This is a genomic window from Pseudovibrio sp. Ad46 (assembly GCF_001623065.1).
Taxonomy (GTDB): Bacteria; Pseudomonadota; Alphaproteobacteria; order Rhizobiales; family Stappiaceae; genus Pseudovibrio.
Window position 1 is genome coordinate 193,319 of sequence record NZ_LMCG01000068.1, and the last position, 25,655, is coordinate 218,973.

The following is a 25,655-nucleotide window of genomic DNA, read 5'->3' on the forward strand; positions in this document are numbered from 1 at the left end:
TCCTTATTAACTTTAACCAGTTCCTGAGCAGCAATTCACCACATATCCCAGCATGCATAACAAAGCCCCTCGCCATGAAACCACGAGGCTGATAATGTGCCGCCCGAATTACAAAAGCTCTCATGCATCAGGACTCCCATGCTACCTTCCCGCGACATTTCCCGCCTCATCGAAATCATGAAAGCCCTCAGAACACCTGAGACCGGCTGCCCTTGGGATCTGGAGCAGAACTTCAAAACCATTTCGCCCTACACCATCGAAGAGGCCTATGAAGTTGCCGATGCAATCGAGCGTGAAGACCTGAGCGATCTGAAAGAAGAACTGGGAGACCTGCTCCTTCAGGTCATCTACCACTCCCGCATGGCCGAAGAAGAAGACGCCTTCGCCTTTGGCGACGTGGTTGAAGCCATCACCAAAAAGATAATCCGCCGCCACCCGCATGTGTTCGGAGATGACGAGCAAAAAGCAGCGGGCTTCCCGAAAGGCACATGGGATCGCATCAAGGAAGAGGAAAAGCAGGAGCGCAAACAACAACGCGCTGCAATGGGCCTCATTGATCAGATGCCACACTTTTTGGATGAAGTGCCATCCGCATTCCCGGCTCTGACAGAAGCCGAAAAACTCCAGCACCGCGCCTCCAAAGTTGGGTTTGATTGGGGTGCTGCAGAGCCCGTCCTCGACAAGATCAAAGAGGAAGTGGAAGAACTCACCGTTGAAGTCACAGCCAACACGCCAGACCGCAGAAAAATCGAAGATGAACTCGGCGACGTCCTGTTCGCCATCGCCAACCTCGCTCGTCATCTGGAAATCCAGCCAGAAGCCGCCCTCAAACGCACAAACGCCAAATTCCGCCGTCGCTTCGCCCACATAGAAGACGCAGCAACAGCCGAACAACGCCCGCTTAAAGACCTCTCCCTCGACGAGATGGAAGCTCACTGGCAAGCAGCTAAGAAGTTTGATCCAGCAAGCTAAAAGCACTGTCAGGCGAGCGGACAACACCTCGCCTGATCAGCAATGTGTGCATTAGAGCAACGGGCACGTATCTGAATTCAATTCCCGCAGGTAACCAGCCTCAAGATAAGGCTGCACCTTGCCCCACTCCTCCAAAACCTCAGCTGCAAACTCTGGATGAGCAGGCCAATCCGCCACACCCACCGGATACTTATGTGCAGGTGCAATCATCTTAATCACCCCTGGCCAATGCCGCTCCAACGTCATCAAATAGCGACGGGACGCACTCACACTACCAACGGCAATCACGGAGCCAATGAACTCAAAAAGCCCAAGCTCCTTCAAACGCTCAAGTGAGAACGCTACATTCTCACCCGTATTCGTCGCGCGGGTTTCCAAAATCATGTGGTGCCTTGGCACTCCGCCAGCGACAAGCGCCTCACACATCTCATGCGCCTCAAGTTGCCCTGACGCTGTGTACTCACCACCAGTAATCAGAACTCGCCCAACAAGCCCATCACGCCACAATTGCGCTGTGACCTGAACCCGCGCGCCAGCACTTCTGTGTGAGCCAAACAGCAAACACAGATCAGCCTTTCGGATCTCGGTTCTGACAAGCAGATACCGATCAATCTCAGCAATCAGTTGAGGTGTAAGCTTCAGATGTGAATTGGCTGCGCAGGTCATGACATAACCAGACTAACGGCCAAAACAACAACCAGCAACGCTACACCAAACAATACTCCTTCAAATCCCTCACAAGCAGAAAGGCTGGAAGACTGCGCATAACGCGGGTGCCTACGGCATAATCCCAGCCCACCAACAAAAAAGCCCCACTCGCATGAGCAGGGCTTTCTTGTTTTCATTCGTCTCTCAGAGGCAATCAAATCGGTGAGTAACCACCGTCATCATCCTCATCACCGCCTTCTGCAGTTGGCTCTTCAGCCAGCTCCAGCCCGGTCACGAAGTATTTTGCGAAACGTTCCCGGACGCGAGATCGATGGGCATCAGGGACGCGAACAGACAAGCGAATGCCGCCCTCTGTATCGTCACGCGAGAGGATCTCGCAGTTCTGATAGAGCCATGCATGCCCCTGCCCGTCGCTGTGCGGCAGAACCATCGTCACGGTATCCAGCTGCTCAGCCAGACGCGTCTCGATGCGGGCAATCAGATCCTCGATCCCATCACCACTCAGCGCAGAAACCGCAACCGGTCCCTCATCAACCGAGTTACTTTCCAGCAACTTGGCGCGATGTGCCTCGTCCAACATGTCGATCTTGTTATAGACCTCAATGACACGATCACTCTCAGACACTTTAAGACCAAGCATCTCAAGCGTTTCATTCACATCCTGAGACTGCGCTTTGGTGTCCTCATGAGCAATATCACGCACATGAAGCACAATATCAGCCTGAATAACCTCTTCCAGCGTCGCCCTGAAGGCAGCCACCAGATTGTGCGGCAACTCGGAAATGAAGCCAACCGTGTCTGACAGAATGACTTCACGGCCATGCGGCAGCTTCAAACGGCGAAGCGTAGGATCGAGCGTCGCAAACAGCAGATCCTTGGCAAACACCTCCGCATTGGTCATGCGGTTAAACAGCGTAGATTTGCCCGCATTGGTGTAGCCAACAAAAGCGATGACCGGATGCGGCACTTTCTTACGTGCTTTACGGTGAAGCTTACGGGTGCGCTGAACCTGCTCCAGATGACCTTTCAGCAGCGTGATACGATCCTGAATGATACGCCTGTCGGCCTCAATCTGGGTCTCACCCGGGCCACCAACAAAACCAAGACCGCCGCGCTGACGCTCAAGGTGGGTCCAGGACCGCACCAGACGGGATTTCTGCCAACTCAGGTGAGCAAGCTCGACCTGCAGGCGACCTTCCTTGGTCTGCGCACGTTCACCGAAAATCTCCAGAATAAGACCCGTCCGGTCAATAACCTTGGTGTTCCAGTCTCGTTCCAGATTTCTCTGCTGGATTGGGGTGAGCGGATGATCAACAACAACCAGCTCAATCTCTTCGACATCAATACGCAAGCGGATTTCTTCCACTTTGCCTGAGCCGAACAGACTTCCCGGTTTTACATTTGCCAATCGCACCAGACTTGAGGAGACAATCTCCAACTCGATTGCAGCTGCTAGTCCAACAGCTTCTTCCAGTCTGGCTTGGGGGCTACGCTCGGCACCAAAGGGACGCTCAGGAGCACCTTTTCCTCTCGCCAGAGCTCTGCTTTGAATGATCGGTACGATGACGAGTGACCGGGTTCCCCGGGTCACTTCGTCTTCGCCGGCCTCAACATTCGCATCGCGTTGCTTGCGGTTCAGACCGGCCTCTTTTTTAGATTGGGGCTTCATCAGCCTCCTGCTTTTTCGCCTTCTTCTTCAGCTGGTTCGAACAGCTGTATAGGGCTATTTGGCATGATTGTTGAAATAGCGTGCTTGTAAACGAGCTGGGAGTGCCCGTCACGACGCAATAATACGCAGAAATTATCGAACCAAGTAACTACGCCTTGCAGTTTTACACCATTGATCAAAAAGATTGTCAGTGGCGTCTTCTGCTTCCTGACATGATTTAAAAATGTATCTTGAAGATTTTGAGCGCGGTCAGCCATAACTATTTTTTTCCTGTTCTCAGTGGACACGGCCGCGGCATCCACCATTTACTGTTCCCATCCTCGAAACGGCCAAGTGACACTCACAAACACAAGAGAGATGCCCCAACACTAATAAGGTGCGCCGTCTTTCCTAAGTTCCCTTCAGCAAACACCGGAGGCACTTAACCCCCGGCAACCGTCAGTTTAATCAACTCTGACGCTTCATGGAATGATTTTCTTAAGTCTTGAACGATTGGACCGGGCTTACCATCACCCAAAATTGTTCCATTTACATTCACGACGGGCATGACAAGTCCCGATGCACTTGTTAAAAATGCCTCTTGCGCACTTTTTGCCTCTTCCAGAGAAAAGCCGCGTTCTTCTACGGAAAATCCTTTCATTTCCGCCAGTTTTAGAACGCCCGCTCTGGTAATTCCTTTTAAGATTCCGTGGGTAGCAGGTCGCGTCACCAAAGTGCCGTTCTTTAGAATTATCCAAGCATTGGTTGAACCGCCTTCAGTTATCAGACCTTTTTTATCCACAAACCATGCTTCTCGGGCACCAGACTCCTTAGCCTTTTGTTTAGCAAGGACATTAGGCAAAAGACCAACAGTCTTGATATCGACCCGATCCCAACGATTCTCTTCTACCATAATGACCCCAACACCCTTGGCCGCAATTTGGTCCATTTTGTGTGACGGCACCGATTTTGCAGTCATCACAATAGACGGTGGAGTCCCAGCTGGCGGGAAATAATGATCGCGCGGAGCCACGCCGCGCGTAACCTGCATGTAGATCAAGCCGTTTTTCACCCGGTTGAGCGAAATCACTTCCTTCATCACCCGCGTCAAGGCCCCGCGTGACATAGGGGCGGAAATCTGCAACTCACTCAGCGACCGATCCAGCCGGTCCAGATGGGCGCTCATGTCCACAATCTGGCCTCTCCAGACCTCACACACCTCATAAACGCCATCAGAGAACTGGTAACCCCGGTCTTCCACATGCACGGCTGCATGAGAATGTGGCACATATTGTCCATTTACGTAGGCAACACGGCTCATCAGCCTCTCCTGTTCAGGAACATTCAACAGGTTACATCTAAGGGCATTTACTGAATACTATCAAGTGGCTAACAGCAGATAAAACTAGATATTTCCGGGTGGGATCACTGAGAAAACCTGAGCTTCCGTTTTGGGAAGCTAAAACCAACCTACTATCCGGGCGTTTAAGCCAGAAATACTTAAAATCACAGGTTTATAGACGGGAAGAAAAAACAAAGGCCACGACACCTTGGCTGGCCAGTCGCGAACACTCGCGTTTCAGGCTTAACGACTTGATGTTCCGGCACTTTCATACGAGAGCGCCGGAACCATGTAGCAAAACTGGCTCTAAAAGAATTCCAGTGACACGCGGAACATCTGCTCCACCTGACGCACCTTATCTGCAATAGCAAAAATCACAACGCGGTCATGGGCCTGAATACGCTCATCACCGCACGGTGTCACCACCTTGCCATCACGTAAAATTCCACCGATGCGAATGCCTTCAGCAAGCTCAACTTCACGTAGGGGACGGCCAACAAGCGGCGAAGTATCCAGCGCCTCAGCCTCAATCACCTCAGCAGCACCATTTTGCAGCGCATGAACTGCCCGAATACGGCCACGGCGCACATGCTGCAAAATCTTGGAAATCGTCACCTGACGCGGGTTCACAAAGGCATCAATGCCCAAAGCATGCGCAAAGGCTGGATAACTGGTGTTGTTCAGCAGGGAAAGGTTCCGCTCACAGCCCATTTTCTTAGCCATGACGCAGGACAGGATGTTCACCTCATCCTCATTGGTCAGCGCCACCATCATGTCGGAATCTTCGACATCCGCTTCCTGCAACATCACTTGATCCAGCGCACTGCCATGCAACACCACAGTTCTGCGCAGCTCATCCGCAATACGAATAGCGCGATCACGCGAATGCTCGATAATTTTTACTTTGGTTCTGCTTTGCTTTTCCTCAAGACGGCGAGCAACGTAAGCACCAATGTTACCACCACCAGCGATAAGAACACGCTTGGCCTCAGGTTCTTCATGACCGAAGATGCTCAGCGTACGACGCACCTGACCGCGCTCGCAGCACACATAAACCAGATCCCCTTCCCGCATCATATCAGAGCTGTGCGGAACAAAAACCTTGCCTTCACGTGCGATACCAACAACTACGGCTGACAGATCCGGGAACAACTCGGTCAACTGGCGCAGTGGCGTATCCAGCACCGGACAATCACCACCGCAGTCGATCCCGACAATGATCATGTTATCATCTGCAAAGCGCACCGTTTCCATGGCACCTGGCAGCGACAAGCGCCGCAGGATCATCTCACCCACTTCGATTTCAGGAGAAATGATCACGTCAATTGGCATGTTATCGCGCGAAAACAGATTGCGGTAATGGGATTGCAAATAGCTTTGCGCACGCACACGCGAAACCTTGATCGGCACGTTAAACAAAGAGTGCGCCACCTGACATGCAACCATGTTGATCTCGTCATACAAGGTCACGGCAATAATCATGTCAGCCTGATCAGCACCAGCCTGCGCCAGCACATCCGGATGCGCACCATGGCCAATAAAGCCGCGCACATCCAGTGTGTCACGAATGGCATGAACCAGCTGTGGGCTGGTATCAATCACAGAAACGTCGTTCTGCTCCGCTGCAAGTTTTTCGGCAATGCCGTACCCAACCTGTCCGGCGCCACAAATTACAACCTTCATAATTCAGTCCTTTGCTCCACCTCAAAGCTCACCGATCAGGTGAGACCAAGAGACTTGAGCTTTCGGTGCAATGCTGACCGTTCCATACCAATATATTCAGAGGTACGCGAGATATTACCGCCAAAACGCTTAACCTGTGCTTGCAGATATTCACGTTCAAACTGTTCCCGCGCTTCACGAAGTGGCAAGGACATCAGCTCTTCACCGCCAGAAGACCCCGGCATGCTTGGCACAGTCGACGCCACCTCAGCAGGCAGAAGATCCGCTGTAATCACAGCTTCTGAATCAGCCCGTGTCAGGATCATCAAACGTTCAACATTATTGCGCAGCTGGCGCAGGTTCCCCGGCCAGTCATGCGTTTGCAGCACGGCCATCGCATCTTCACCAATCCGGCGCATTGGCAGGCCGGTGGAGTTGGAAATCTGCTTCATGAAGAAATGGATCAGCTGAGGAATATCCTCACGGCGCTCTTCAAGCGCAGGCACTCGCAGCGGCACAACAGCCAGACGGTGATAGAGATCCTCACGGAACAAACCTTCCGCAATCCTGTTTTCCAGATTGTAGCCACTGGAAGACAAGAGACGCACATCCACTTTCACTTTGTTGTGGCCACCCAGACGGGTAAAGGTCTGATCCACCAGCACACGCAGAATTTTATTCTGCGTCTCCAGCGGCATATCGGCAATCTCATCCAGATAGATGGTCCCGCCATGCGCCTCTTCAAGCGCGCCCACCTTGCGCGGTGTGGAGTTAGTCTCTTCAATGCCGAAGAGCTCCTCTTCCATCCGCTCCGGCGTGATGTTCGCAGCAGAAAGCACCACAAACGGCGATTTGGAGCGAGGAGACGCTTCATGGATCGTCCGCGCAACGGTCTCCTTGCCAGAACCAGACGGCCCGGTGATCATCACGCGGCTGTTGGTCAGACAAATACGCTCAATCGTCATGCGCAGGTTGTTAATGGAGGACGAACTGCCCACCAGATTGGAAACGTCGCCAGCACGCTGCTTCAGTTCCTTGATCTCGCGCTTCATGGAAGAAGCTTCCAGCGCGCGCTCGGTGATCAGAACCAGCTTGTCTGCCTTAAACGGCTTCTCGATGTAATCGTAGGCGCCTTTTTTGATCGCAGAAACCGCTGTCTCCACGTTGCCGTGACCAGAAATGATCACAACAGGTAGGTCAGGGTTTTCTTTCTTGATCACCTCAAGCACTTCAAGCCCGTCAAGCTTGCTGCCCATGAGCCAGATATCAAGAATAATCAGAGAAGGACGACGGTCCGCAATCGCAGCCAACGCCGCATCACTGTTGCCAGCGGTGCGGGTATTATAGCCGTCATCCTCTAAAATTCCGGCGATCAGCTCACGAATATCTGCTTCATCATCAACAATCAGAATGTCACTTGCCACGGCTTATCACCACCATTCTTACGTTACATTTTCAGTGAAGGAAGGAACATCAAAACTGCGCAAAGTCAGCCGAACCATGGCACCATGCCCGCCCTCGGCAACAGATGGCGCATCCAGCAGTTCAATTCCACCCCCATGATCTTCCATAATTTTCCGCACAATCGCGAGCCCAAGGCCGGTGCCCTTTTCACGGGTCGTCATATACGGCTCCAAAAGCCGCGTGCGGTGCTCAGTTGGAAGGCCAATCCCGTTATCAATCACATCAATCGTGAGAACCGGACCTTCCCTATAAAGTTTCACCAGAACAGAGCCCTGCTCCGGGTTTTCTTCGCTCGCCAGATAAGCCTCAACAGCTTCCGACGCATTCTTGATCACATTACCAACAGCCTGCCCAACCAGACGGCTGTCAAATGTTGCCCGTACAGCCTCATCCGGCACATCGGTTTCAAAATGAACCTGAGAATTGGCAACAGACACCATAAAGGTGGACTCGCGCACCACGGAGCGCAGATCGGCCTCTTCCATCTTTGGTTTTGGCATACGCGCAAACGAGGAGAATTCATCAACCATACGGCCAATATCCCCCACCTGACGAATGATCGTATCCACGCACTGGTCAAACACCTTACGGTCATCATCTTCAATACGCTTGCCATAGCGGCGACGGATACGCTCAGCAGAAAGCTGGATCGGTGTCAGCGGGTTCTTAATCTCATGCGCAATACGGCGGGCAACATCCGCCCAGGCCGAGTTACGTTGAGCTGCAACAAGGTCCGTGATGTCGTCCAGCGTCACCACAAAACCATGCTCAGAACGGGTCGCTTCCTCAGTCGTCACACGTACATTCACAGTGCGCTCACGCCCCTTACGCATAATGGCAACCTGTGCCACCTGCGAGCCACTGGAGCTTTCTTCAAGCGCCTTAGACACAACCTCTTGCACCTCTGGAAGATTGTCGTAGATCGGTTTTTCCAGAAGCTCGTTTTCATCCTGACTGAGAAGACGTGTTGCTGAGCGATTGACCATGGTCACATCACCCTCATCATCAATCCCGATTACGCCAGAGGACACCCCAGATAGCACGGCTTCACTGAAGCGGCGGCGGCGGTCAATCTGGTCATTTGCAGCCAGCAGCGCATCCCTTTGCCCACGCAACTGACCCGTCATATTGTTGAAGGTCCGCCCAAGGCTCTCAAGGTCACCGCTCGCCTTCGCAGCTTCAACCTCAACATAATAATTGCCTTTGGAAACCTGATCTGCAGCGCCAATAAGGTTACGGATCGGCAACACAAGCTGGTTGGCAAACCCAAAGCCCACCCAGATGGAGGAGAGCAGCAGTACAAGCGCCACACCCACGTAAACAAGGGCAAACGCCAGCTGAACACCAAAGCGGCGCTGTTCCAGCTCCGCATACTCATTGACGCCAGCTTCCGCCAGACGCTGATATTCAACCACCCGGGGATCAAGCGCACGCGTCACATAAAGATAGAGGTCATCAAAAGCGGACAGCTTAATCACGCCGCCCACAAGGTTGGAAACGCCCGGTGCAATCAGCACAGGAGCCCCATCCTTAGCCTGGTTCATCGCCACCTGCGGTGGCAGCAAAGGCTCCACCTTCGGATCGCGCAACACACGCATCACGACGGTGCCGTCATTTTTCAGAACATAAGCCCCCAGCAAGCCACGGACCCAGGTCTGGGTCTCAAAAAAGCGGTCAAACCGAGTGGGGTCATAAAAATAAGAGTTACGGTTCAGATCCACATCACTGGCCATGCCAATCAGCGTGGACCGCAGCGAGTTTCCGTGCTCCTGAACATAAGCGGCCGCAACCGACTGGGCGTTGGTGATGATATTGCGCGTTCTTGTCTCAAACCAGCGATCAAGCCCCTGATCCAGCGTAATCGTTGCCACCACAGCAACAATAAACGCAGGCAGTGCAGCCACCAGCGAGAACATAGTCACAATGCGCACATGAAGCCGGGCCGCAGCACGCCCACGGCGCCGCGCCTGCAACAGCTTCACAAGCTCAAAGATGATCAAGCCGATAAGCAGGAACACCAGTGCGCCATTAAATCCAAGCGCAATGTAAACAACCGTTTCAGAAGGAACGATAGGCGTCACGCCCATCAGCACCAGAAAGGAAACCCCGATGGAACACAGCGCCAGCAAGACCACGGAAAGGCCAAACATGCGAGACTTGCGGCCTTTCGCATCAAGTTTTGGGGTATGTTCTTCTGCTTTTGACTTGAAAATCATGAAACGCGAACCTGCGCACCTGCGATAACTTTATTAATATTGGAAACAGACTATTAGCACGAATTGTTGCCAAAATGCGACAATGGGTTTTATTAGTCACACTCTTGATGGGGAAAACCGAAAAGTCCACAGGTCAGAATAAGCATGCAGTGCACAACTCAAACGCATTCTCACCCCATTAAACGCAAAATGGCACAAGAGATCGCGCCATTTTGAAAGCTTCACTCGATAAAAATCGATTATCTGGAGCTGCGGATCACCTGAACGTCCAGATCGCGGATTTTCTTGCGCAGTGTGTTGCGGTTCACACCTAAAAGTTCAGCAGCCTTGATCTGGTTGCCACGGGTGGCTGCCAGCACTGCGCAGATCAAGGGGTACTCCACCTCACGCAGGATACGGTGGTAAAGGCCCGGAGGCGGCAGATCTTCACCAAATCCGCCGAAGTAATCCCCCAGATACCGCTCCACAGACCCACCAAGATCCTGAACAGACGGCGCATCCATGTCGTTCACAGCCGTAGAAGGCTGAGAAAGTTCCAGATCGATCAAGCTGGCGGTTATGTCATCTTGCGGATAGAGCGCTGCCAGACGGCGCACAAGGTTTTCCAACTCACGTACGTTGCCCGGCCAGCGATAACGGCGCAGCTTATCAAGTGCTGCCACCTCAATCTGCTTGGCAGGCAAACCTTCGCTCTCTGCAATAGAGAAGAAGTGGCGCACAAGATCAGGAATATCCTCAGTCCGTTCCCGCAAAGGCGGAAGGCGAATTGGCACAACATTCAGACGGAAATACAAATCTTCACGGAACAGCCCCTGATTGATCAGCTGACGCAGGTCTTTGTTCGTCGCCGCAATAATCCGCACATCTGTCTGGATCGGCGTACGACCACCTACAGAGGTATACTCGCCCTGCTGTAACACACGCAGCAAACGGGTCTGCGCTTCCATCGGCATATCACCGATTTCATCCAGCAGCAGCGTACCACCATCAGCCTGCTCAAACCGACCAGAAGAACGCGCCTGAGCGCCAGTAAACGAACCCTTCTCATGCCCAAACAGCTCAGATTCAATCAAATCCTTTGGGATCGCCGCCATGTTGACCGCAACAAACGGACCATTCCGGCGTTTGCCATAATCATGCAGCGCCCGCGCAACAACCTCTTTACCAGTGCCACTTTCACCGTTGATCATCACGGTCAGATCAGTCTGCATCAAGCGGGCAAGCACGCGGTAGATTTCCTGCATGGCAGGAGAACGACCCACAAGTGGAATATTGTCATTCCCCTCGCCGCTCATATCAAACTGCCGCCCTTTAGGCTCAGCGAGCGCACGGCCCACAATACCCGTCAGCTCTTTCAGATCAAACGGCTTGGGCAGATACTCATAGGCCCCTTGCTCAGAGGCCTTAATCGCCGTCATGAAGGTGTTTTGCGCACTCATGATGATCACAGGCAATTCCGGACGCAGCTTGCGGATGCGCGGCAGCACATCAAACGCGTTCTCATCCGGCATCACCACATCGGAGATCACCAGATCCCCTTCGCCCGAACTCACCCAGCGCCACAACGTGGTGGCGTTGGACGTCAGCCGAACAGTATACCCTGCACGGGACAGAGCCTGATTGAGAACGGTACGGATCGCAGAATCGTCGTCAGCAACAAGAATGGTTCCACTCGGCATGCTCTTAGTCCTCAATTCCAGAATGTACGTCAGGCCCGGTAAAGGCAGGCATCAGAATGCGGAAGGTCGTGCCCCGATTGCCGCTCTCGCACTCCACCACGCCGCCATGATCACCCACGATCTTGGCAACCAGCGCCAGCCCAAGGCCAGAGCCATTCGTCTTTGTCGTAATAAACGGGTCAAACAGATGCGGGCGCAGATCTTCCGGCACACCATAGCCGTTGTCGCGCACACAAAATTCAAGCGGCAAGCTCACACGCTCCTGCACGCCGGGCACAGACAAACGCACACCGGGACGGAAGGCCGTGGAGACAACAATCTCCGGCTCGTTCACGCCGCTCAGCGCTTCGCTCGCGTTTTTGATCAGATTGATAAAGATCTGCACCAACTGGTCACGGTTGGCATAGACGGGCGGCAAGGAGGGGTCATAATCCTCAACGATCCGCACTTTGGAGGCAAAGCCATTTTCCGCAACCCGTTTCACATGATCAAGCACCACGTGAATATTCACCGGCTCGCGGTCAATCGGGCGTTCATCGGAAAACACTTCCATCCGGTCCACCAACTTCACGATCCGGTCCGTCTCCTCCATGATGAGACGGGTCAAAGTGCGATCATCTTCACTGGCTGACTGCTCCAACAGCTGAGCTGCGCCGCGAATACCAGAAAGCGGGTTTTTGATCTCATGGGCCAGCATGGCGGCAAGGCCCGTCACGGTACGCGCAGCACCGCGGCTGGTCAGCTGCTTATCCAGCTTCTCCGCCATGGTGCGCTCCTGAAACAGCAGCACAACGCCGCCCGGAGCATCACTTAAAGGAGAAGCGTGAATATCAACCAGTTTCTCCTGCCCAATGCGCGGCGTGCCAATGTCCACCTTATACTCATTAACCGCACCGCCGCGCTCACGCACCTGTGCAATCAAACCCAGCAGTGGACTGCCAAACGGCACAAACCAGGACACTTCACGGCGCTTCAACATCGACAAACTGGCATGGAAAAAGTCTTCCGCCGCACTGTTTGCCCCAACAATCTTGTCATCTCCTCCAACCACCACAACAGGGTGCGGCAGAGAATCCAAAACGGCCTGTCCCGGCACGCCTTTGCCCAAACCAGCCTCGGCTTCCGTCAGAGTGTCTCCTCCCGTCTCCAACATCAGGCAGCACTCCTCATAGGGACTTGAACAAACCAGTCATAAAGGGTGTTCCGCACCAGATCAGCATCCAGACTGGTCATAAGCCCTCGCATAAATCCTTGCGGCGCATCATCAAGCCGTCCCGCAGCTTCCAGATACCAGCCCATATGCTTGCGGAAGGCCCGCACGCCAATCTCAAAGCCGTATTGCTCCAGCATGGCGTCGTAGTGCTCCACAACAAGCGCGGCCAGTTCTTCCCCATGTGGATCAGCAAGCCGTTCACCCGTTTCCAGATAATGTGCAATCCGCCCCGGCACCCACGGCCGGCCATAAGCACCACGACCAACCATCACCAGATCGGCGCCAGACTGCGCCAGCATCTCGTCGGCATCCTCAAACTTGCAACAATCACCATTGGCCACCAGCGGCACATCCGGAACAACATCCCGCACCTGCCGGATTGCCCGCCAGTCCGCCTTGCCCTTGTAAAACTGCGAGCGCGTGCGACCATGCACGGTGATCATCTTCACACCCGCATCCACCGCCCGCTTGGCAAGCTCCGGCGCATTAATGGAAGTCTCATCCCAGCCCAGGCGCATCTTCAACGTCACTGGAACAGACACAGCCTCCAGCGTCGCCTCAACCAGCGTCATGGCATGGTCCAGATCTTTCATGAGAGCAGAACCGGAATAGCCAGAGGTCACCTTTTTCGCAGGACAGCCCATGTTGATGTCAATCACATCCGCACCGGCTTTTTCAGCCATGCGCGCGCCCTCACCCATCCAGTGAGGATCTTTGCCTGCCAACTGCACGATGTGAGGATCGATCCCCTCACCTTCAGCCCGCATCAGCGATTCTGGGTGCCCGGTACACAGCGCTTCACTGGCAACCATTTCACTCACCACCAAACCCACGCCATAGCGCAAAGCGATACGGCGGAATGGTAAATCCGAAACGCCGGACATTGGCGCAAGAATAACTTTGTTTTTGAGGGGGATATTACCTATCGTCAGCATTACGCATATTTCTTGAAAGAGCCCAGTTGCACATTTGATAAGCAGCATATGAAGTTGCACATATTCTAACCAAACTAAAAATTTAGGCAAGGGAATATTAAAGAGAAGAGATTGAAGTGTTGAGCTTCGCTCTTAAATCGAGCAAAACCCTCACCAACACAGTTTCTAAGAGCCGCCACCTCACACTCTGAGGACGCAGTTCACACTCAAAGCAGGTGATCCAGTTTTGCAGTCCACTGAAAAAATTGCATGCATCATAGTTGCAGCCGGACGCGGTTCACGCATGTCCACGCAAAATGACAGCAACCCGAAGCAATACCGGGACCTTGGCGGAAAGACTGTTCTGCAAAGAACACTGGAAGCGATTTTATCCTCCTCACAAGTGGATCTGGTACTGCCTGTTATCCACGCAGAAGACGGCGATGCCTATCAAGAGGCCGCAAGCTCACTGACTGACAAACGCCTGATCAGGCCCGTCACGGGCGGAGCCACCCGTCAGGCATCTGTCGCATGTGGCTTGAAAGCGCTGGAACAACTCGTCCCGGACTACGTCCTGATCCACGACGCCGCCCGCCCCTTCATCACACCAGCGGTGATCAAGGACGCTATCACGGCCCTGCAAAACGGTGCACAAGCAGCACTACCAGCTGTGCCAGTGGCAGACACGTTAAAGCGGGCAGACGCAAACCAGCAAGTTCTGGAAACCGTCGATCGCACCCACCTGTGGGCCGCACAAACACCGCAAGCCTTCCCGTATCCGCTCATTTGGGCAGCTCATCAGCAAGCGACCAATGAAAACATCGACAGCTTCACCGATGATACGGCGCTCATCGAATGGCAAGGCAAACCTGTCACCATCACGACAGGCGACCCGCAAAACATCAAGCTCACCACACTCAAAGACATGACGAACGCACAGGAACAGATCGCCATGAAACAACTCGCAGACCTTGGCGACATTCGCGTTGGAACCGGCTACGACGTGCACGCATTTGAAGCCGGTGATGCCGTCATTCTCGGCGGCATTTCCATCCCGCACACCCAGAAACTCAAAGGCCATTCCGACGCGGACGTTGGCCTGCACGCCCTGACAGATGCCATCTTCGGCGCACTGGCAGATGGCGACATCGGCTCGCATTTCCCACCCTCTGACATGCAGTGGAAAGGTGCGGCCTCTGACCAGTTCCTGAAATACGCAATACACCGGGTTCACAAGCGCGGCGGCATGATCGCACACTTGGATTTAACGCTGATCTGTGAAGCTCCGAAAATCGGCCCACACCGGGAAGAAATGCGCAAACAGATCGCACAGATCTGCGATCTGCCCATTGGCCGTGTGGCTGTGAAAGCAACCACCTCCGAAAAGCTGGGCTTCACCGGTCGCCAGGAAGGCATTGCCGCGCAAGCCTGCGCAACCATCCGGCTTCCGTTTGAAGATTAAACAAAGCCACTAAAACAAGGGAGAGAGAACCATGACCGACATCCTCAGCCTTAAGGAAAGAGCACGCGTTCTCGTCTCCAGATACGCTGAAAAAGAGATCAAGATCACCACAGCAGAAAGCTGCACTGGCGGCCTGCTCGCAGGCCTGCTGACAGAAGTGCCCGGCTCCTCTGCTGTGCTTGATCGTGGCTTCGTCACCTACTCCAACGAAGCCAAGCATGAGATGATCGGCGTCCCCGTTGACCTGCTCATGAGCTACGGCGCGGTCAGCAGCGAAGTTGCCAAAGCCATGGCAAGCGGCGCCCTGTTTTGCTCCAATGCCAACGTGGCCGTTTCCATCACGGGCATCGCCGGACCGGACGGTGGCACCAAAGACAAACCTGTCGGACTTGTCCACTTTGGCTTTGCAGCTGACCAGGAGGAAACCAAGCACGTCCAATGCCTCTTCGAGAACACCGGACGTGAGGGAATACGCTTTCAGGCGCTGGTACAAGCATTAAAATTATTAGAAAATTTTATTGAAACTAGCTAATCGAAATTTACCTTCTCGTTAAAAGAGTACCGGGTAGGCACTACTACCTTATGACATTCTAAGAAAACTTAGATAAAATCTGTTTTAAATTTACAACGGAATGTCACGGTATACCCATGAGATATATTGCTAGTTTGTTTTTGGGCATGTGCTTAAGCACCTCAGCTTATGCGGCATCAGATGTATTCCTCATTTCACGAGGGTTCGATGACGAGTTCATCGGCTCTCACGAAGTGCAGAAAATGCCACGCGGTGGCTATAAGGAGCTGCGCCTGTGCGGCCAGTCCTATTGGGTGCGCCCCTACTCTGTTGCCTGGACAAAATGGGAAGAACAGCTTGGCCACAAGATCCGCCTTGAAGTAAACCAGGGCTATGGCTGGGTGGTTCTGTGCACCAAACCAACCACACAGTTGAACCTCAAAGACGTCGGCATTTACGCTTCTCTTGAAAAGACCATGGAGCATGGTGATCCGGACAAGGAACTCACCAACCGCTTTCAGGCAATCCGGCGCACCTTCGTCATGCGCAACGGCCTTACCCCAGAGCAGGCTGAAGCCGAAATCACCAAAAACTACGAGAACAGAGGCTCCCGCCTGAGCCAGTTCCTGAACAATCGCGACAAGAATTAAGCCATTTCTCCGAGGTCTTTCAGCCAAAGAAATGCCGGAAGACCTGAAAACAACCGACTGATCAGCACCAATGCACCTTATTCGGCTGCTCTTTGTACATGAATATTTTGCATGAAGGAGCAGCGGCGAAATGCATATTTGGCGACCAGCACAAACGATCAAGGTGAAATCTCTCGGCCTGCACTGGCGCAACAATCGCCTGCTGGCAGCAGAAGTCTATGATGACGCAGGCAACCTCAAAGGCGTCCGCCCTCTTGGCGGCACTGTTGAGTTTGGCGAAGATTGGAAGGCAGCTCTGGTCAGAGAGTTCAAAGAAGAACTGAACATCCAGGTCACCATCTCTGGCGATCCCGTTGTCATGGAAAACATCTATGAACACGAAGGCCACACAGGCCATGAAATTCTGTTCATCGCAAATGTGACGTTCCCGCCAAATGCTTTCACCACACAGGAAACGATCACATTTCTGGAAGACAGCGGAACGGAAATCACCGCACGCTGGTTCGATCCCGAAGAACTCACCCCAAACGGCGTTGACCTCTTCCCTGCAGGATTAAAGCAACACCTGGAGATCCTGCGATAGCCCACACAAGAATATGAATTACCTTTATGATTATGGAATATATTCAGATTATCTAAGTGCACCTAATTTTAGCGGACATCAGTCTTCAGATTTTTAGGTGCCGTAGATTTTGTCGGCGCGGTCTTCAAAGGCGCTGGAGAATTTGCGGAAGGCGCGGTCGAACATGGCACCCATCATGGTGCCGAGTGTCCGGCTCTTGAACTCATAATTGATATAGAAGCTCACATCGCATTCCTTTTCGGAAACCGGATCGAAGCACCAGACATTTTCCAGATGGCGAAACGGGCCATCCAGATACTCAACCGTAATTTTACTCGCCTCACGATCAAGGGTCACACGACTGGCAAATGTCTCTTTGAAAACTTTGTAAGCCACAGTCATATCCGCCACCATCATTTCACGGTGGTCATCAATCTTCCGGCGTCCGCGCACACGCAATGCTTGACATAAAGGCACAAACTGGGGGTACTGCTCCACATCTGCAACCAGATCAAACATATCATCAGCACTGTGCTGAACCCGGTGTGTGCTTTCGAAAGACGGCATATGCTCGCGTTCTTTTTCTTCTAGTTTTTCAAAAATTCTTCAGGATGCTCTAAGCGACCTTTTTTGATTTGCCAAGAAAATTTTCAGGTTTTCTCTCATCAAGCAGGCCCCTGTGAGCCAAAAGCATCAGAAATTTTCAAGTCGCAATTATACCGCGACGATCTAACGCAACCGTTTCATTCTCAAAACTCTGGTCAGTACTCAAAACTCAATTCTACACTATGCGCTAATACTTAGCTCTTTTTGAAAGCAAACCCAATGCTTAGTCCTTTTAAAATTTCCCACCTCGCCAAAGAAGGCGGAGAAGAAGATTACATTAAAACCACTAATACTCTCACCGATAGTCCTGTGCAGGTCATCAGCCGCGAAGAAACCGCCAAATACCATCAAATCACAGTGGTCGAAGGCGGGATTGAACGCATCAGATACATCCCCCACCAAGCCCGGCACAAAACCCCGCTCATCTTCATCCACGGCATGTGGCATGGGGCATGGTGCTGGAAGAACTATCAGGAAAAACTCGCAGAATCTGGCTGGGAGAGTGTCGCCATCAGCCTGCCCGGCCACGGTCACTCACCAGAACAGCGCCCCACAGCAGAAGCCACACTGGGTTATTACCTGCGCTTTGTGCATGAAGAGGTTACCCGCTATGACCAGCCCGCCGTCTTGATCGGCCACAGCATGGGCGGCGCTTTGGTGCAGTGGTATCTCAAGTATGTCGGCGGGCTGAAAGCAGCCGTTTTTGTCGCGTCATGGACCGCCATTGACGTTATGCAAGACTGCCTGAAAAACGCCATGTCCATCGACTGGCTTGGAACAGCGCTGTCACCTCTTTTGGGATACAAGTTCCAGTTCAGATCCCCCAAAACCGTGGCAAAATGGTTCCTTGCAGATCGCTCGAACCCGGTTGCCCAGTACATCCAGAGCCAGCTTGGGCCAGAATCCGACGTCGTGCTCCTGCAACATCGCCCGCCGCAATGGTTTCCGCCGCTGGATGATACAACACCCAAACTGTGGCTCACAGCCAGCGAAGACGCCATCATCCCCTTCAACCGCTCCCTGCACTCTTCTGCCCTCTATGAGGCAACGCATAAAATCGTGCCCCATGCTGGACACGACATCATGCTGGAAGACAACTGGGAGGAAAGCCTGTCCTACATCACCACATGGCTGCAGAACATGAGCACCACCAGAGCATTGGCAACCAGCTAAGCTCCTAAAGAAGCGCCTCCCATCGTGGTGAGGCGCTCACACACCAAAACCAGCTAAGCCTTACCTTGCAGTTCAACAAGGCACTTTGCCGTATCAGCCGCCTCCTCAGCATAAGCAGGATCACGATGAATAAGCATGGTTGAAAATGCCCCCTCCATCAGCAACACCACACGGCGTGCCAGAACCTCAGGCTCCATCAGTCCGGCAAGCGCATAACGCTCTGCCAGCCAAGCCTCAAACGCCTTCTTGTGCTTTGCCCCCACCACAACAGCCGGATGCCCCGGCATATTCGCCAGTTCCGCAGCTGTGCGAATGAAACCGCATCCCTTCCATTTCGGATGCCGGGCGTTTGAGGCAACACGCAGGAAAATTACAGCAGTCTTGTCCGCAGCACTCCCCTCCGCCTCATCAAACCACGCCGCAAATGCTTCCAGATTGGGTTGGTCCCGAGAGATAAGATACTCAGTCACCAGATCATCTTTGCTTTTGAAATGGTAGTAGAGCGTCTTCTTGGTGATCCCTGCTTTCTCGGCAACAGCGTCCACACTGACAGCACGAATGCCCTCACCATAAAACAACTTGTTTGCAGCATCTAAGATGCGATCGCGGGTCGTCCGCTGAGTTTTCTGAACCATGTATACTAACCAGTGAGTTTACTGAAGAGTGCAGCACTCCTACCCTTGAGTCAATTCAGCTTGAAATGAGGGAAACACAATGAAAAAGCTCGTTCTGTTTGAAGTCAGAGACCGCATTGCACTGCTCACCCTAAACCGCCCGCAAAAGCTCAACGCACTGAACTACCAGACCAACGACCGCCTTCTGGACCTTCTGGACCGGATTGAAGATGACCCGAAAATCAGCGCTGTGATCCTCACAGGTGCAGGAGAACGAGCATTTTCCGCCGGTGGTGACATTCATGAATTCTCCCAGAGCATCACCAAAGGGACAGATGTTGCAGTCAAGCAATTCGTAGCCCGCGGCCAGACCATGACCAGCCGCATCGAAAACTTCACCAAGCCCATCATCATCGCTGTCAACGGCATCGCTTTTGGCGGCGGCTGCGAAATCACCGAGGCCGCCCATCTGGCAATCGCCTCAGACCGCGCCGTCTTTGCCAAACCGGAAATCAACATTGGCATTCCGCCCACTTTCGGCGGCACCCAGCGCCTGCCCCGTCTCGCCGGTCGCAAGCGCGCGCTGGAACTGTTGCTCACCGGAGACCCGTTCGGTCCGGACCGAGCCTGTGAGCTTGGCCTCATCAACAAGGTCGTCCCGCACGATGACCTGTTGCCGGAAGCCTTCGCTCTGGCAGAACGCATCCTGCGCCACTCCCCACTCGCCGCCGCCCGCATCCTCACCGCCGTCACCCGCGGCCTCAACACAACCATCGCCGAAGGCCTCCAAATCGAAGCCGCCCAATTCGCCCAAATGGTCCCCACCAACGACATCCACGAAGGCCTCAACGCCTGGATAGAACGAAGAACCCCCGCCTATGCCGGCAATTAGCGTGGGCGGAATAAGCTGCCCACAAACAAAAAAGCGTCACACCGTACAGTGTGACGCTCTTTAAAATTCGTGGAATGGAATCGGTGCTTAGTTGCCTTGTTTTGCCTTACGGGCTGCTTTCAGCTCTGCAAAGTCTTCGCCAGCGTGGTGGGAAGAGCGGGTCAGCGGGTTCGCGGAAACCTTCAGGAAGCCTTTTGCATAAGCGATCTTCTCATAGGCCTTGAACTCGTCTGGTGTCGGGAAGTTCATCACCGGATGGTGCTTCTTGGTTGGCTGCAGGTACTGCCCAACGGTCAGGAAATCCACATCAGCAACACGCAGATCATCCATCAGCTGAAGCACTTCGTTGCGCTCCTCACCCAGACCAACCATGATGCCGGATTTGGTGAACATCTCAGGATCAATCTCCTTCACTCGCTGCAAAAGGCGGATGGAGTGGAAGTAGCGTGCGCCCGGACGAACCTTCAGATAGTTGGAAGGAACCGTTTCCATGTTGTGATTGAACACGTCAGGTTTCGCCGCAACAACAATCTCAACCGCGCCTTCCTTACGAAGGAAATCAGGCGTCAGCACTTCAATAGTTGTTTTTGGAGAAGCTTTACGGATTGCAGCAATCACGTTGGCAAAGTGCGTTGCACCGCCATCATCAAGATCATCACGGTCCACAGAGGTGATAACAACGTGCTGCAGTTCCATGGACGCAACAGCTTTACCAATGCTTTCAGGCTCATTTTGATCAACTGGCCCCGGCATCCCGGTGCGCACGTTACAAAACGCACAAGCACGGGTACAGGTATCACCCAGGATCATGAAACTCGCATGCTTCTTGGACCAGCACTCACCGATATTCGGGCAACCAGCTTCTTCACAAACCGTGACGAGGTTGTTCTTGCGAACCAGCTCGTGGGTCTCTTTGTAGACAGGAGAAGTGGGCGCCTTAACACGGATCCATTTTGGCTTGCGCTGAACAGGATTATCCGGGCGATGTGCTTTTTCCGGATGGCGCGGACGCTCTTTTTCCTGCAGTGCAGACGCCGTTTGGCTTTTATGATTAGGATCGAGTGTATTTACCAGTGTAACCATATCAGTTCCGTCAGGTCCGAGACTTTGCTTCACACTTGCCTTAAGGGTCAGTGTCACTGTCTCTTATAAGTTTAGTGGTCCATAACAGGAAATGAAGCATCTCTCAATGCCAGACACTGGTGTTCAGTCAGTTCCGCGCCTCAGGACCACGCCTATTCAAAGCCAATTGCATCCCCACCAATCAGTGAGGCAATCAGAGCAAACGCAATGGCGCCAACCATCGCAACGACCGCCTGGTCGAGATATTCATTCCCCAGGGAAACTTCCACATCCGCAAATTCGAACAGGTAAACCCCTGAAATACCACCGAGAAATCCGGCGATAATCAACACGGCGAAGTCTCCGCCAACTGTAGCCATCACCAGCACAGTAGCTACAACGGCACAAACGGCTGATGTCACCAGCCATATGATTGATTTCATAAAGTCCACGGTTCTTCTCCTTTTTGATAAGAAGAGTACCCGGGAAAAATTAAGTCCCCCTCACTGGTAAAATTCCAGTGAGAGGGAATTGATTTACATATTCAGAGCGCGTCCGTAGGCGTCAAGCACACTTTCCTTCATCATTTCGGAAAGGGTCGGATGCGGGAACACAGTGTGCATCAGCTCTTCTTCGGTGGTCTCAAGACCCATCGCAACAACGAAGCCCTGAATGAGCTCGGTCACTTCTGCGCCAACCATATGCGCACCAAGCAGCTGACCGGTTTTCTTATCAAAGATCGTCTTGACCAGACCTTCAGGCTCACCAAGAGCAATCGCCTTACCGTTACCCATGAACGGGAAACGACCAACGCGCAGCTCGTAGCCAGCATCTTTCGCACGCTGCTCAGTCAGACCGACAGAAGCCACCTGCGGATTACAGTAGGTACAGCCCGGAATCTGCTCGCTCTTCATAGGGTGAACATCAAGGCCGGAGATCTTCTCAATGCAGATCACGCCTTCATGCTCAGCCTTGTGCGCCAGCATTGGAGGACCAGCAACGTCACCAATCGCATAAACGCCAGGAACGTTGGTGCGACTAAAGCCGTCAGTCACGATGCAGCCACGGTCTGTCTTGATGCCAAGCGCTTCAAGGCCAAGGTTCTCGATGTTACCAACAACGCCAACAGCGGAGATCAGCTTCTCAGCGGTGATTTCCTGTGTCTTGCCGTCTTTGGTCTCAACAGTCGCAGTCACCTGACCGCCACCCTTAACAACCTTGGAAACCTTCGCTTCCATCACAAACTTGATGCCCTGCTTCTCCATCTGCTTTTTCGCAATCGCGGAGATTTCAGGATCTTCAACCGGCATAATGGTCGACATCATTTCAACAACGGTCACGTCAACGCCCATTGTCTTGTAGAAAGATGCAAACTCGATACCGATCGCGCCGGAACCCATCACAACAATGGATTTAGGCATTTTTTCTGGAACCATCGCTTCGAAATAGGTCCAGATGTTTTCTTTGTCAGGCTCAAGACCCGGAATGACGCGCGGCTTCGCACCAGTTGCAACAATAACGTGCTTGGCGGAATAAGTGCCGTGGCCCTTCACACCCTTAGGTGTTGGGTGCTGTGGCTGCATAGCGTCTTTGGAGGAAGGCCCAACAGAGATCTCACCCGGCTTGGTGAGCTTAGCCTCACCCCAGATGATGTCGACCTTGTTCTTCTTCATCAGGAAGCCGATGCCGCCATTGAGCTGACCGGAAACACCACGGGAGCGCTTCACAACAGCAGAAGCGTCAAAGCTCACGCCTTCAGCAGAAAGACCGTAGTCTTTGCCGTGCTGCATGTAATGGTAGATCTCAGCAGAACGCAGCAGCGCTTTGGTTGGGATACAGCCCCAGTTCAGGCAGATACCGCCCATATGTTCACGCTCGACAATCGCGGTCTTGAAACCAAGCTGCGCGGAGCGGATTGCGGTTACATAGCCACCAGGACCAGAACCAATGATAATCACGTCGTAGGCGTTGCCACTCATCTCTTTAACCTCGCCAAATCGGCATCAAGGAGCTTGAGGCTCCACATAAAGGTGGGAGAACTTCGAAAAATTCTCCAAAACGTAGTCGGGCAGTTCTCCGCTGTCCTTAGCGATCAGCTTTCCTCTGCCATCACCCGCATCCAGACGGTCCAGCGTTCTTTGCGCACGGCCCAGATAGGCATCATTCATGTGTTCGGTGTGCGAGTAAGCCTCAAGTTTTGTCACCACCTTGTCCATGTCCCCCAAAAAGCTGAAGTGCCAGCTGGAAGACCTGATCAGTTGACGTCGCATAAGCCGGCTGTGCCGTGTAAGAGCTTTCCATTGCCACAAAGCAGCCTCGAGAACAGGAGAGAGGCTTTTGCTTTGATAAGCTCGCTCACGCCGCAAAGCCTGAGCACCTTTGAAAAACATCGCGCTGATCATTCGCGGGCACGAGGTAAAATCCGAGACATCGTCTTTGAAATTCAGTCTGTATCGGAAAATATCTGCGCCAAAGAATGTCAGGCTTTTACAGCTCCTGGGGTCATTTTTCGCTCTGAGCAGCGCTTCCGGCTTTGGAATTTCATCCACGTCGGAAACAAGGATCAGATCATTGACCGCAAGATCTTTAAGGCCGCGTTCTATGCAATCGCGTTGGTGGTACTCCCTCGACCAGGCGTTTTGCGGTGTCTCCGGCATGTCCTCGACAATGATATGTCGGATCTTGCTCAAAAACGGTGCAAACCGCGACTTGTTATCAGCAAAATAGAGAGGCTTTTCGTGTCCCGTAAAGGTCTTGGTGGCCTCTACAAGAATGAACTCATCCACCACATCGAAAAGTTCGCCCAAACGAATTTCCAGGGTATCGAGTTCGTTGAAAAACGTGAAGCCATCGACAACTTTGACCATATCATACGGTCTCCTTGCTCAAACGGTCTTCAGTTTACTCCACTCTATTTGCTCACACCTACCACTTGGATCTACCGGCAGAAAAGCAGGGGTTCCTGTTTCCTGCCGGTAAGTCCTGATTAAACCAGCATGGACATCGGGTTTTCGATGTAGCCTTTGAAGGCCTGCAGAAGTTCTGCACCCAGCGCACCATCCACCGCACGGTGGTCAGTGGAAAGGGTCACAGACATCACAGTCGCAGGAACGATCTCATCGCCCTTCACAACCGGACGCTTCTGACCAGCACCAACAGCAAGGATGGTTGCGTGCGGAGGATTGATCACCGCAGCAAATTCCTTGATGCCGAACATGCCAAGGTTGGAAACAGAGGTTGTTCCGCCCTGGAATTCGGTTGGAGCCAGCTTGCGCTCACGAGCACGCTTTGCCAGATCTTTCATCTCGATGGAGATCGTGGAGAGCGTTTTCTCTTCAGCGCGGCGAATGATCGGAGTGATCAGGCCACCATCAATGGAAACAGCAACACCAACGTCAGCATGCTTATGCATAACCATGCCGCTCTCAAGGTAAGATGCGTTGGCAGCCGGAATTGCTTTCAGTGCCAAGGCATGCGCCTTGATGATCATGTCGTTGACAGACAGCTTGTAAGCTGGCTTGCCGTCGCCGTCCTTCGGTGCAGAAGCATTGAGCTGCGCACGCAGAGCCAGCAAAGCATCCAGTTCACACTCCAGCGTCAGGTAGAAGTGAGGAACAGTCTGTTTGGACTCGGTCAGACGCTTTGCAATGATCTTACGCATGCCATCGTGAGGAACCAGCTCGTAGCTGTCTTCATCAAACAGCTTGAGGGTCTGTTCATCAGATGGACCAGACGCCAGCGCAGCTTTTGGAGCCTCAGCAGCCTTCGGTGCGTCCGCAGCTTTAGGCGCGGCCTCAGCCTTGCCAGTGCCAGCAGCAATCGCTGCATCAACGTCACGCTTCACAACGCGGCCATGCGGGCCAGAGCCGTTGATCTGCGCAATGTCCAGACCATTCTGCTTCGCCAGACGGCGCGCCAGAGGAGATGAGAACACACGTTCACCAAATGCAGCGACCGGAGCAGCAGGTGCAGGTGCCGCCGCTGCTGGAGCAGCAGGCGCTTCAGGCGTTGCCGGAGCCTGAGGAGCTGGCGCAGGAGCAGCTGCCGCCGGAGCAGCAGGAGCTGCGTCCATTGCAGAAGCGTCTTCGCCTTCTTCCAGAAGGATCGCGATCGGTGCATTCACCTTCACGCCCTCTGTGCCTTCAGCAACCACGATTTTACCGATGGTGCCTTCGTCGACAGCTTCCACTTCCATGGTCGCTTTGTCGGTCTCGATTTCTGCAATCACGTCGCCTGCAGAAACTGTGTCACCTTCTTTAACCAGCCATTTGGCCAGGTTGCCTTCTTCCATTGTCGGAGAAAGCGCAGGCATCAGAATGTTGATTGGCATACCACTTTTCTCCC

At 53.2% G+C, this 25,655-nt stretch carries 24 protein-coding genes; 7 read left to right on the forward strand and 17 right to left on the reverse strand.

The features are described from left to right. Window positions 1-138 precede the first annotated feature (138 nt). Window positions 139-972, forward strand: a complete 834-nt coding sequence (gene mazG, locus PsAD46_RS18150) for a nucleoside triphosphate pyrophosphohydrolase (protein ID WP_063307543.1) — start codon at window positions 139-141, stop codon at window positions 970-972. 51 nt (window positions 973-1,023) lie between these two features. Here mazG and PsAD46_RS18155 read toward each other — a convergent pair whose 3' ends face one another. The 10 genes from PsAD46_RS18155 to dusB all read right to left on the reverse strand — a co-directional run bounded on the left by PsAD46_RS18155 (window position 1,024) and on the right by dusB (window position 13,800). Then, the gene (locus PsAD46_RS18155) at window positions 1,024-1,638 is read right to left on the reverse strand and encodes a YdcF family protein (protein ID WP_063290867.1); all 615 of its coding nucleotides are present in this window, start codon (window positions 1,636-1,638) and stop codon (window positions 1,024-1,026) included. A 196-nt stretch (window positions 1,639-1,834) separates the two neighbouring features. Beyond that, entirely contained in the window at window positions 1,835-3,310 is a 1,476-nt protein-coding gene (gene hflX / locus PsAD46_RS18160; protein WP_063290868.1) for a GTPase HflX, read from the reverse strand. Further along, entirely contained in the window at window positions 3,310-3,567 is a 258-nt protein-coding gene (gene hfq / locus PsAD46_RS18165) for an RNA chaperone Hfq (RefSeq protein WP_008546823.1), read from the reverse strand. The genes hflX and hfq overlap by 1 nt, the downstream gene beginning before the upstream one ends. A gap of 164 nt (window positions 3,568-3,731) precedes the next feature. Further along, window positions 3,732-4,610, reverse strand: coding sequence for a D-amino-acid transaminase (locus PsAD46_RS18170; protein ID WP_063290869.1), 879 nt, complete (start codon window positions 4,608-4,610; stop codon window positions 3,732-3,734). 327 nt (window positions 4,611-4,937) lie between these two features. Next, complete coding sequence (trkA, locus tag PsAD46_RS18175; RefSeq protein ID WP_057466224.1) at window positions 4,938-6,314, reverse strand: Trk system potassium transporter TrkA; 1,377 nt, start codon at window positions 6,312-6,314, stop codon at window positions 4,938-4,940. Between the two features lie 35 nt (window positions 6,315-6,349). Then, window positions 6,350-7,717, reverse strand: coding sequence for a sigma-54 dependent transcriptional regulator (locus PsAD46_RS18180; RefSeq protein ID WP_063290870.1), 1,368 nt, complete (start codon window positions 7,715-7,717; stop codon window positions 6,350-6,352). 18 nt (window positions 7,718-7,735) lie between these two features. Next, entirely contained in the window at window positions 7,736-9,973 is a 2,238-nt protein-coding gene (locus tag PsAD46_RS18185; RefSeq protein ID WP_057466221.1) for a PAS domain-containing sensor histidine kinase, read from the reverse strand. 239 nt (window positions 9,974-10,212) lie between these two features. Beyond that, window positions 10,213-11,652, reverse strand: coding sequence for a nitrogen regulation protein NR(I) (ntrC, locus tag PsAD46_RS18190; protein WP_063307544.1), 1,440 nt, complete (start codon window positions 11,650-11,652; stop codon window positions 10,213-10,215). Window positions 11,653-11,656: 4 nt separating this feature from the next. Next, the gene (locus PsAD46_RS18195) at window positions 11,657-12,805 is read right to left on the reverse strand and encodes a nitrogen regulation protein NR(II) (protein ID WP_082597189.1); all 1,149 of its coding nucleotides are present in this window, start codon (window positions 12,803-12,805) and stop codon (window positions 11,657-11,659) included. Further along, entirely contained in the window at window positions 12,805-13,800 is a 996-nt protein-coding gene (dusB, locus tag PsAD46_RS18200; RefSeq protein ID WP_063288839.1) for a tRNA dihydrouridine synthase DusB, read from the reverse strand. Before dusB ends, PsAD46_RS18195 begins: the two co-directional genes overlap by 1 nt. 226 nt (window positions 13,801-14,026) lie before the next feature. Here dusB and PsAD46_RS18205 point away from each other — a divergent pair, with 226 nt between their 5' ends. From PsAD46_RS18205 to PsAD46_RS18220, 4 genes are all read left to right on the forward strand, one after another. Further along, on the forward strand, window positions 14,027-15,241 hold the full coding sequence (locus tag PsAD46_RS18205) for a bifunctional 2-C-methyl-D-erythritol 4-phosphate cytidylyltransferase/2-C-methyl-D-erythritol 2,4-cyclodiphosphate synthase (RefSeq protein ID WP_193776967.1): 1,215 nt from the start codon (window positions 14,027-14,029) through the stop codon (window positions 15,239-15,241). A 31-nt stretch (window positions 15,242-15,272) separates the two neighbouring features. Then, window positions 15,273-15,773: a CinA family protein gene (locus PsAD46_RS18210; protein WP_063288840.1), complete on the forward strand. Its 501-nt coding sequence runs from the start codon at window positions 15,273-15,275 to the stop codon at window positions 15,771-15,773. Between the two features lie 116 nt (window positions 15,774-15,889). Next, the gene (locus PsAD46_RS18215; RefSeq protein ID WP_208981904.1) at window positions 15,890-16,402 is read left to right on the forward strand and encodes a hypothetical protein; all 513 of its coding nucleotides are present in this window, start codon (window positions 15,890-15,892) and stop codon (window positions 16,400-16,402) included. A gap of 130 nt (window positions 16,403-16,532) precedes the next feature. Continuing rightward, window positions 16,533-16,985, forward strand: a complete 453-nt coding sequence (locus PsAD46_RS18220; RefSeq protein ID WP_063290876.1) for an NUDIX hydrolase — start codon at window positions 16,533-16,535, stop codon at window positions 16,983-16,985. Between the two features lie 93 nt (window positions 16,986-17,078). Here the strand turns inward: PsAD46_RS18220 and PsAD46_RS18225 are convergent, their stop codons facing one another. Next, window positions 17,079-17,531, reverse strand: a complete 453-nt coding sequence (locus PsAD46_RS18225; RefSeq protein ID WP_084404459.1) for a type II toxin-antitoxin system RatA family toxin — start codon at window positions 17,529-17,531, stop codon at window positions 17,079-17,081. A gap of 258 nt (window positions 17,532-17,789) precedes the next feature. Between PsAD46_RS18225 and PsAD46_RS18230 the strand changes: the two genes are divergently transcribed. Further along, complete coding sequence (locus PsAD46_RS18230) at window positions 17,790-18,743, forward strand: alpha/beta fold hydrolase (protein WP_063290877.1); 954 nt, start codon at window positions 17,790-17,792, stop codon at window positions 18,741-18,743. Window positions 18,744-18,796: 53 nt separating this feature from the next. Here the strand turns inward: PsAD46_RS18230 and PsAD46_RS18235 are convergent, their stop codons facing one another. Continuing rightward, window positions 18,797-19,378 carry a TetR/AcrR family transcriptional regulator gene (locus PsAD46_RS18235; protein ID WP_063307545.1) on the reverse strand — a complete coding sequence of 194 codons (582 nt, stop codon included), beginning with the start codon at window positions 19,376-19,378 and terminating at the stop codon, window positions 18,797-18,799. 79 nt (window positions 19,379-19,457) lie between these two features. Here PsAD46_RS18235 and PsAD46_RS18240 point away from each other — a divergent pair, with 79 nt between their 5' ends. Next, on the forward strand, window positions 19,458-20,249 hold the full coding sequence (locus PsAD46_RS18240; protein WP_063307546.1) for a crotonase/enoyl-CoA hydratase family protein: 792 nt from the start codon (window positions 19,458-19,460) through the stop codon (window positions 20,247-20,249). 87 nt (window positions 20,250-20,336) lie between these two features. On the opposite strand, the gene lipA is transcribed toward PsAD46_RS18240, so the two are convergent. The 5 genes from lipA to PsAD46_RS18265 form a co-directional block, all read right to left on the reverse strand. After that, window positions 20,337-21,332 (reverse strand): lipoyl synthase, encoded by a 996-nt coding sequence (lipA, locus tag PsAD46_RS18245; protein WP_057466208.1) that lies wholly within the window; start codon window positions 21,330-21,332, stop codon window positions 20,337-20,339. A gap of 152 nt (window positions 21,333-21,484) precedes the next feature. After that, a complete protein-coding gene (locus tag PsAD46_RS18250) occupies window positions 21,485-21,754 on the reverse strand; it encodes a hypothetical protein (RefSeq protein ID WP_244271761.1) in 270 nt (89 codons plus the stop codon). 93 nt (window positions 21,755-21,847) lie between these two features. After that, window positions 21,848-23,290, reverse strand: coding sequence for a dihydrolipoyl dehydrogenase (gene lpdA / locus PsAD46_RS18255; protein WP_063307547.1), 1,443 nt, complete (start codon window positions 23,288-23,290; stop codon window positions 21,848-21,850). A 24-nt stretch (window positions 23,291-23,314) separates the two neighbouring features. Beyond that, the gene (locus PsAD46_RS18260) at window positions 23,315-24,178 is read right to left on the reverse strand and encodes an N-acetylglucosaminyltransferase (RefSeq protein WP_063307548.1); all 864 of its coding nucleotides are present in this window, start codon (window positions 24,176-24,178) and stop codon (window positions 23,315-23,317) included. 119 nt (window positions 24,179-24,297) lie between these two features. After that, window positions 24,298-25,641, reverse strand: coding sequence for a pyruvate dehydrogenase complex dihydrolipoamide acetyltransferase (locus PsAD46_RS18265; RefSeq protein ID WP_063307549.1), 1,344 nt, complete (start codon window positions 25,639-25,641; stop codon window positions 24,298-24,300). Window positions 25,642-25,655 lie beyond the last annotated feature (14 nt).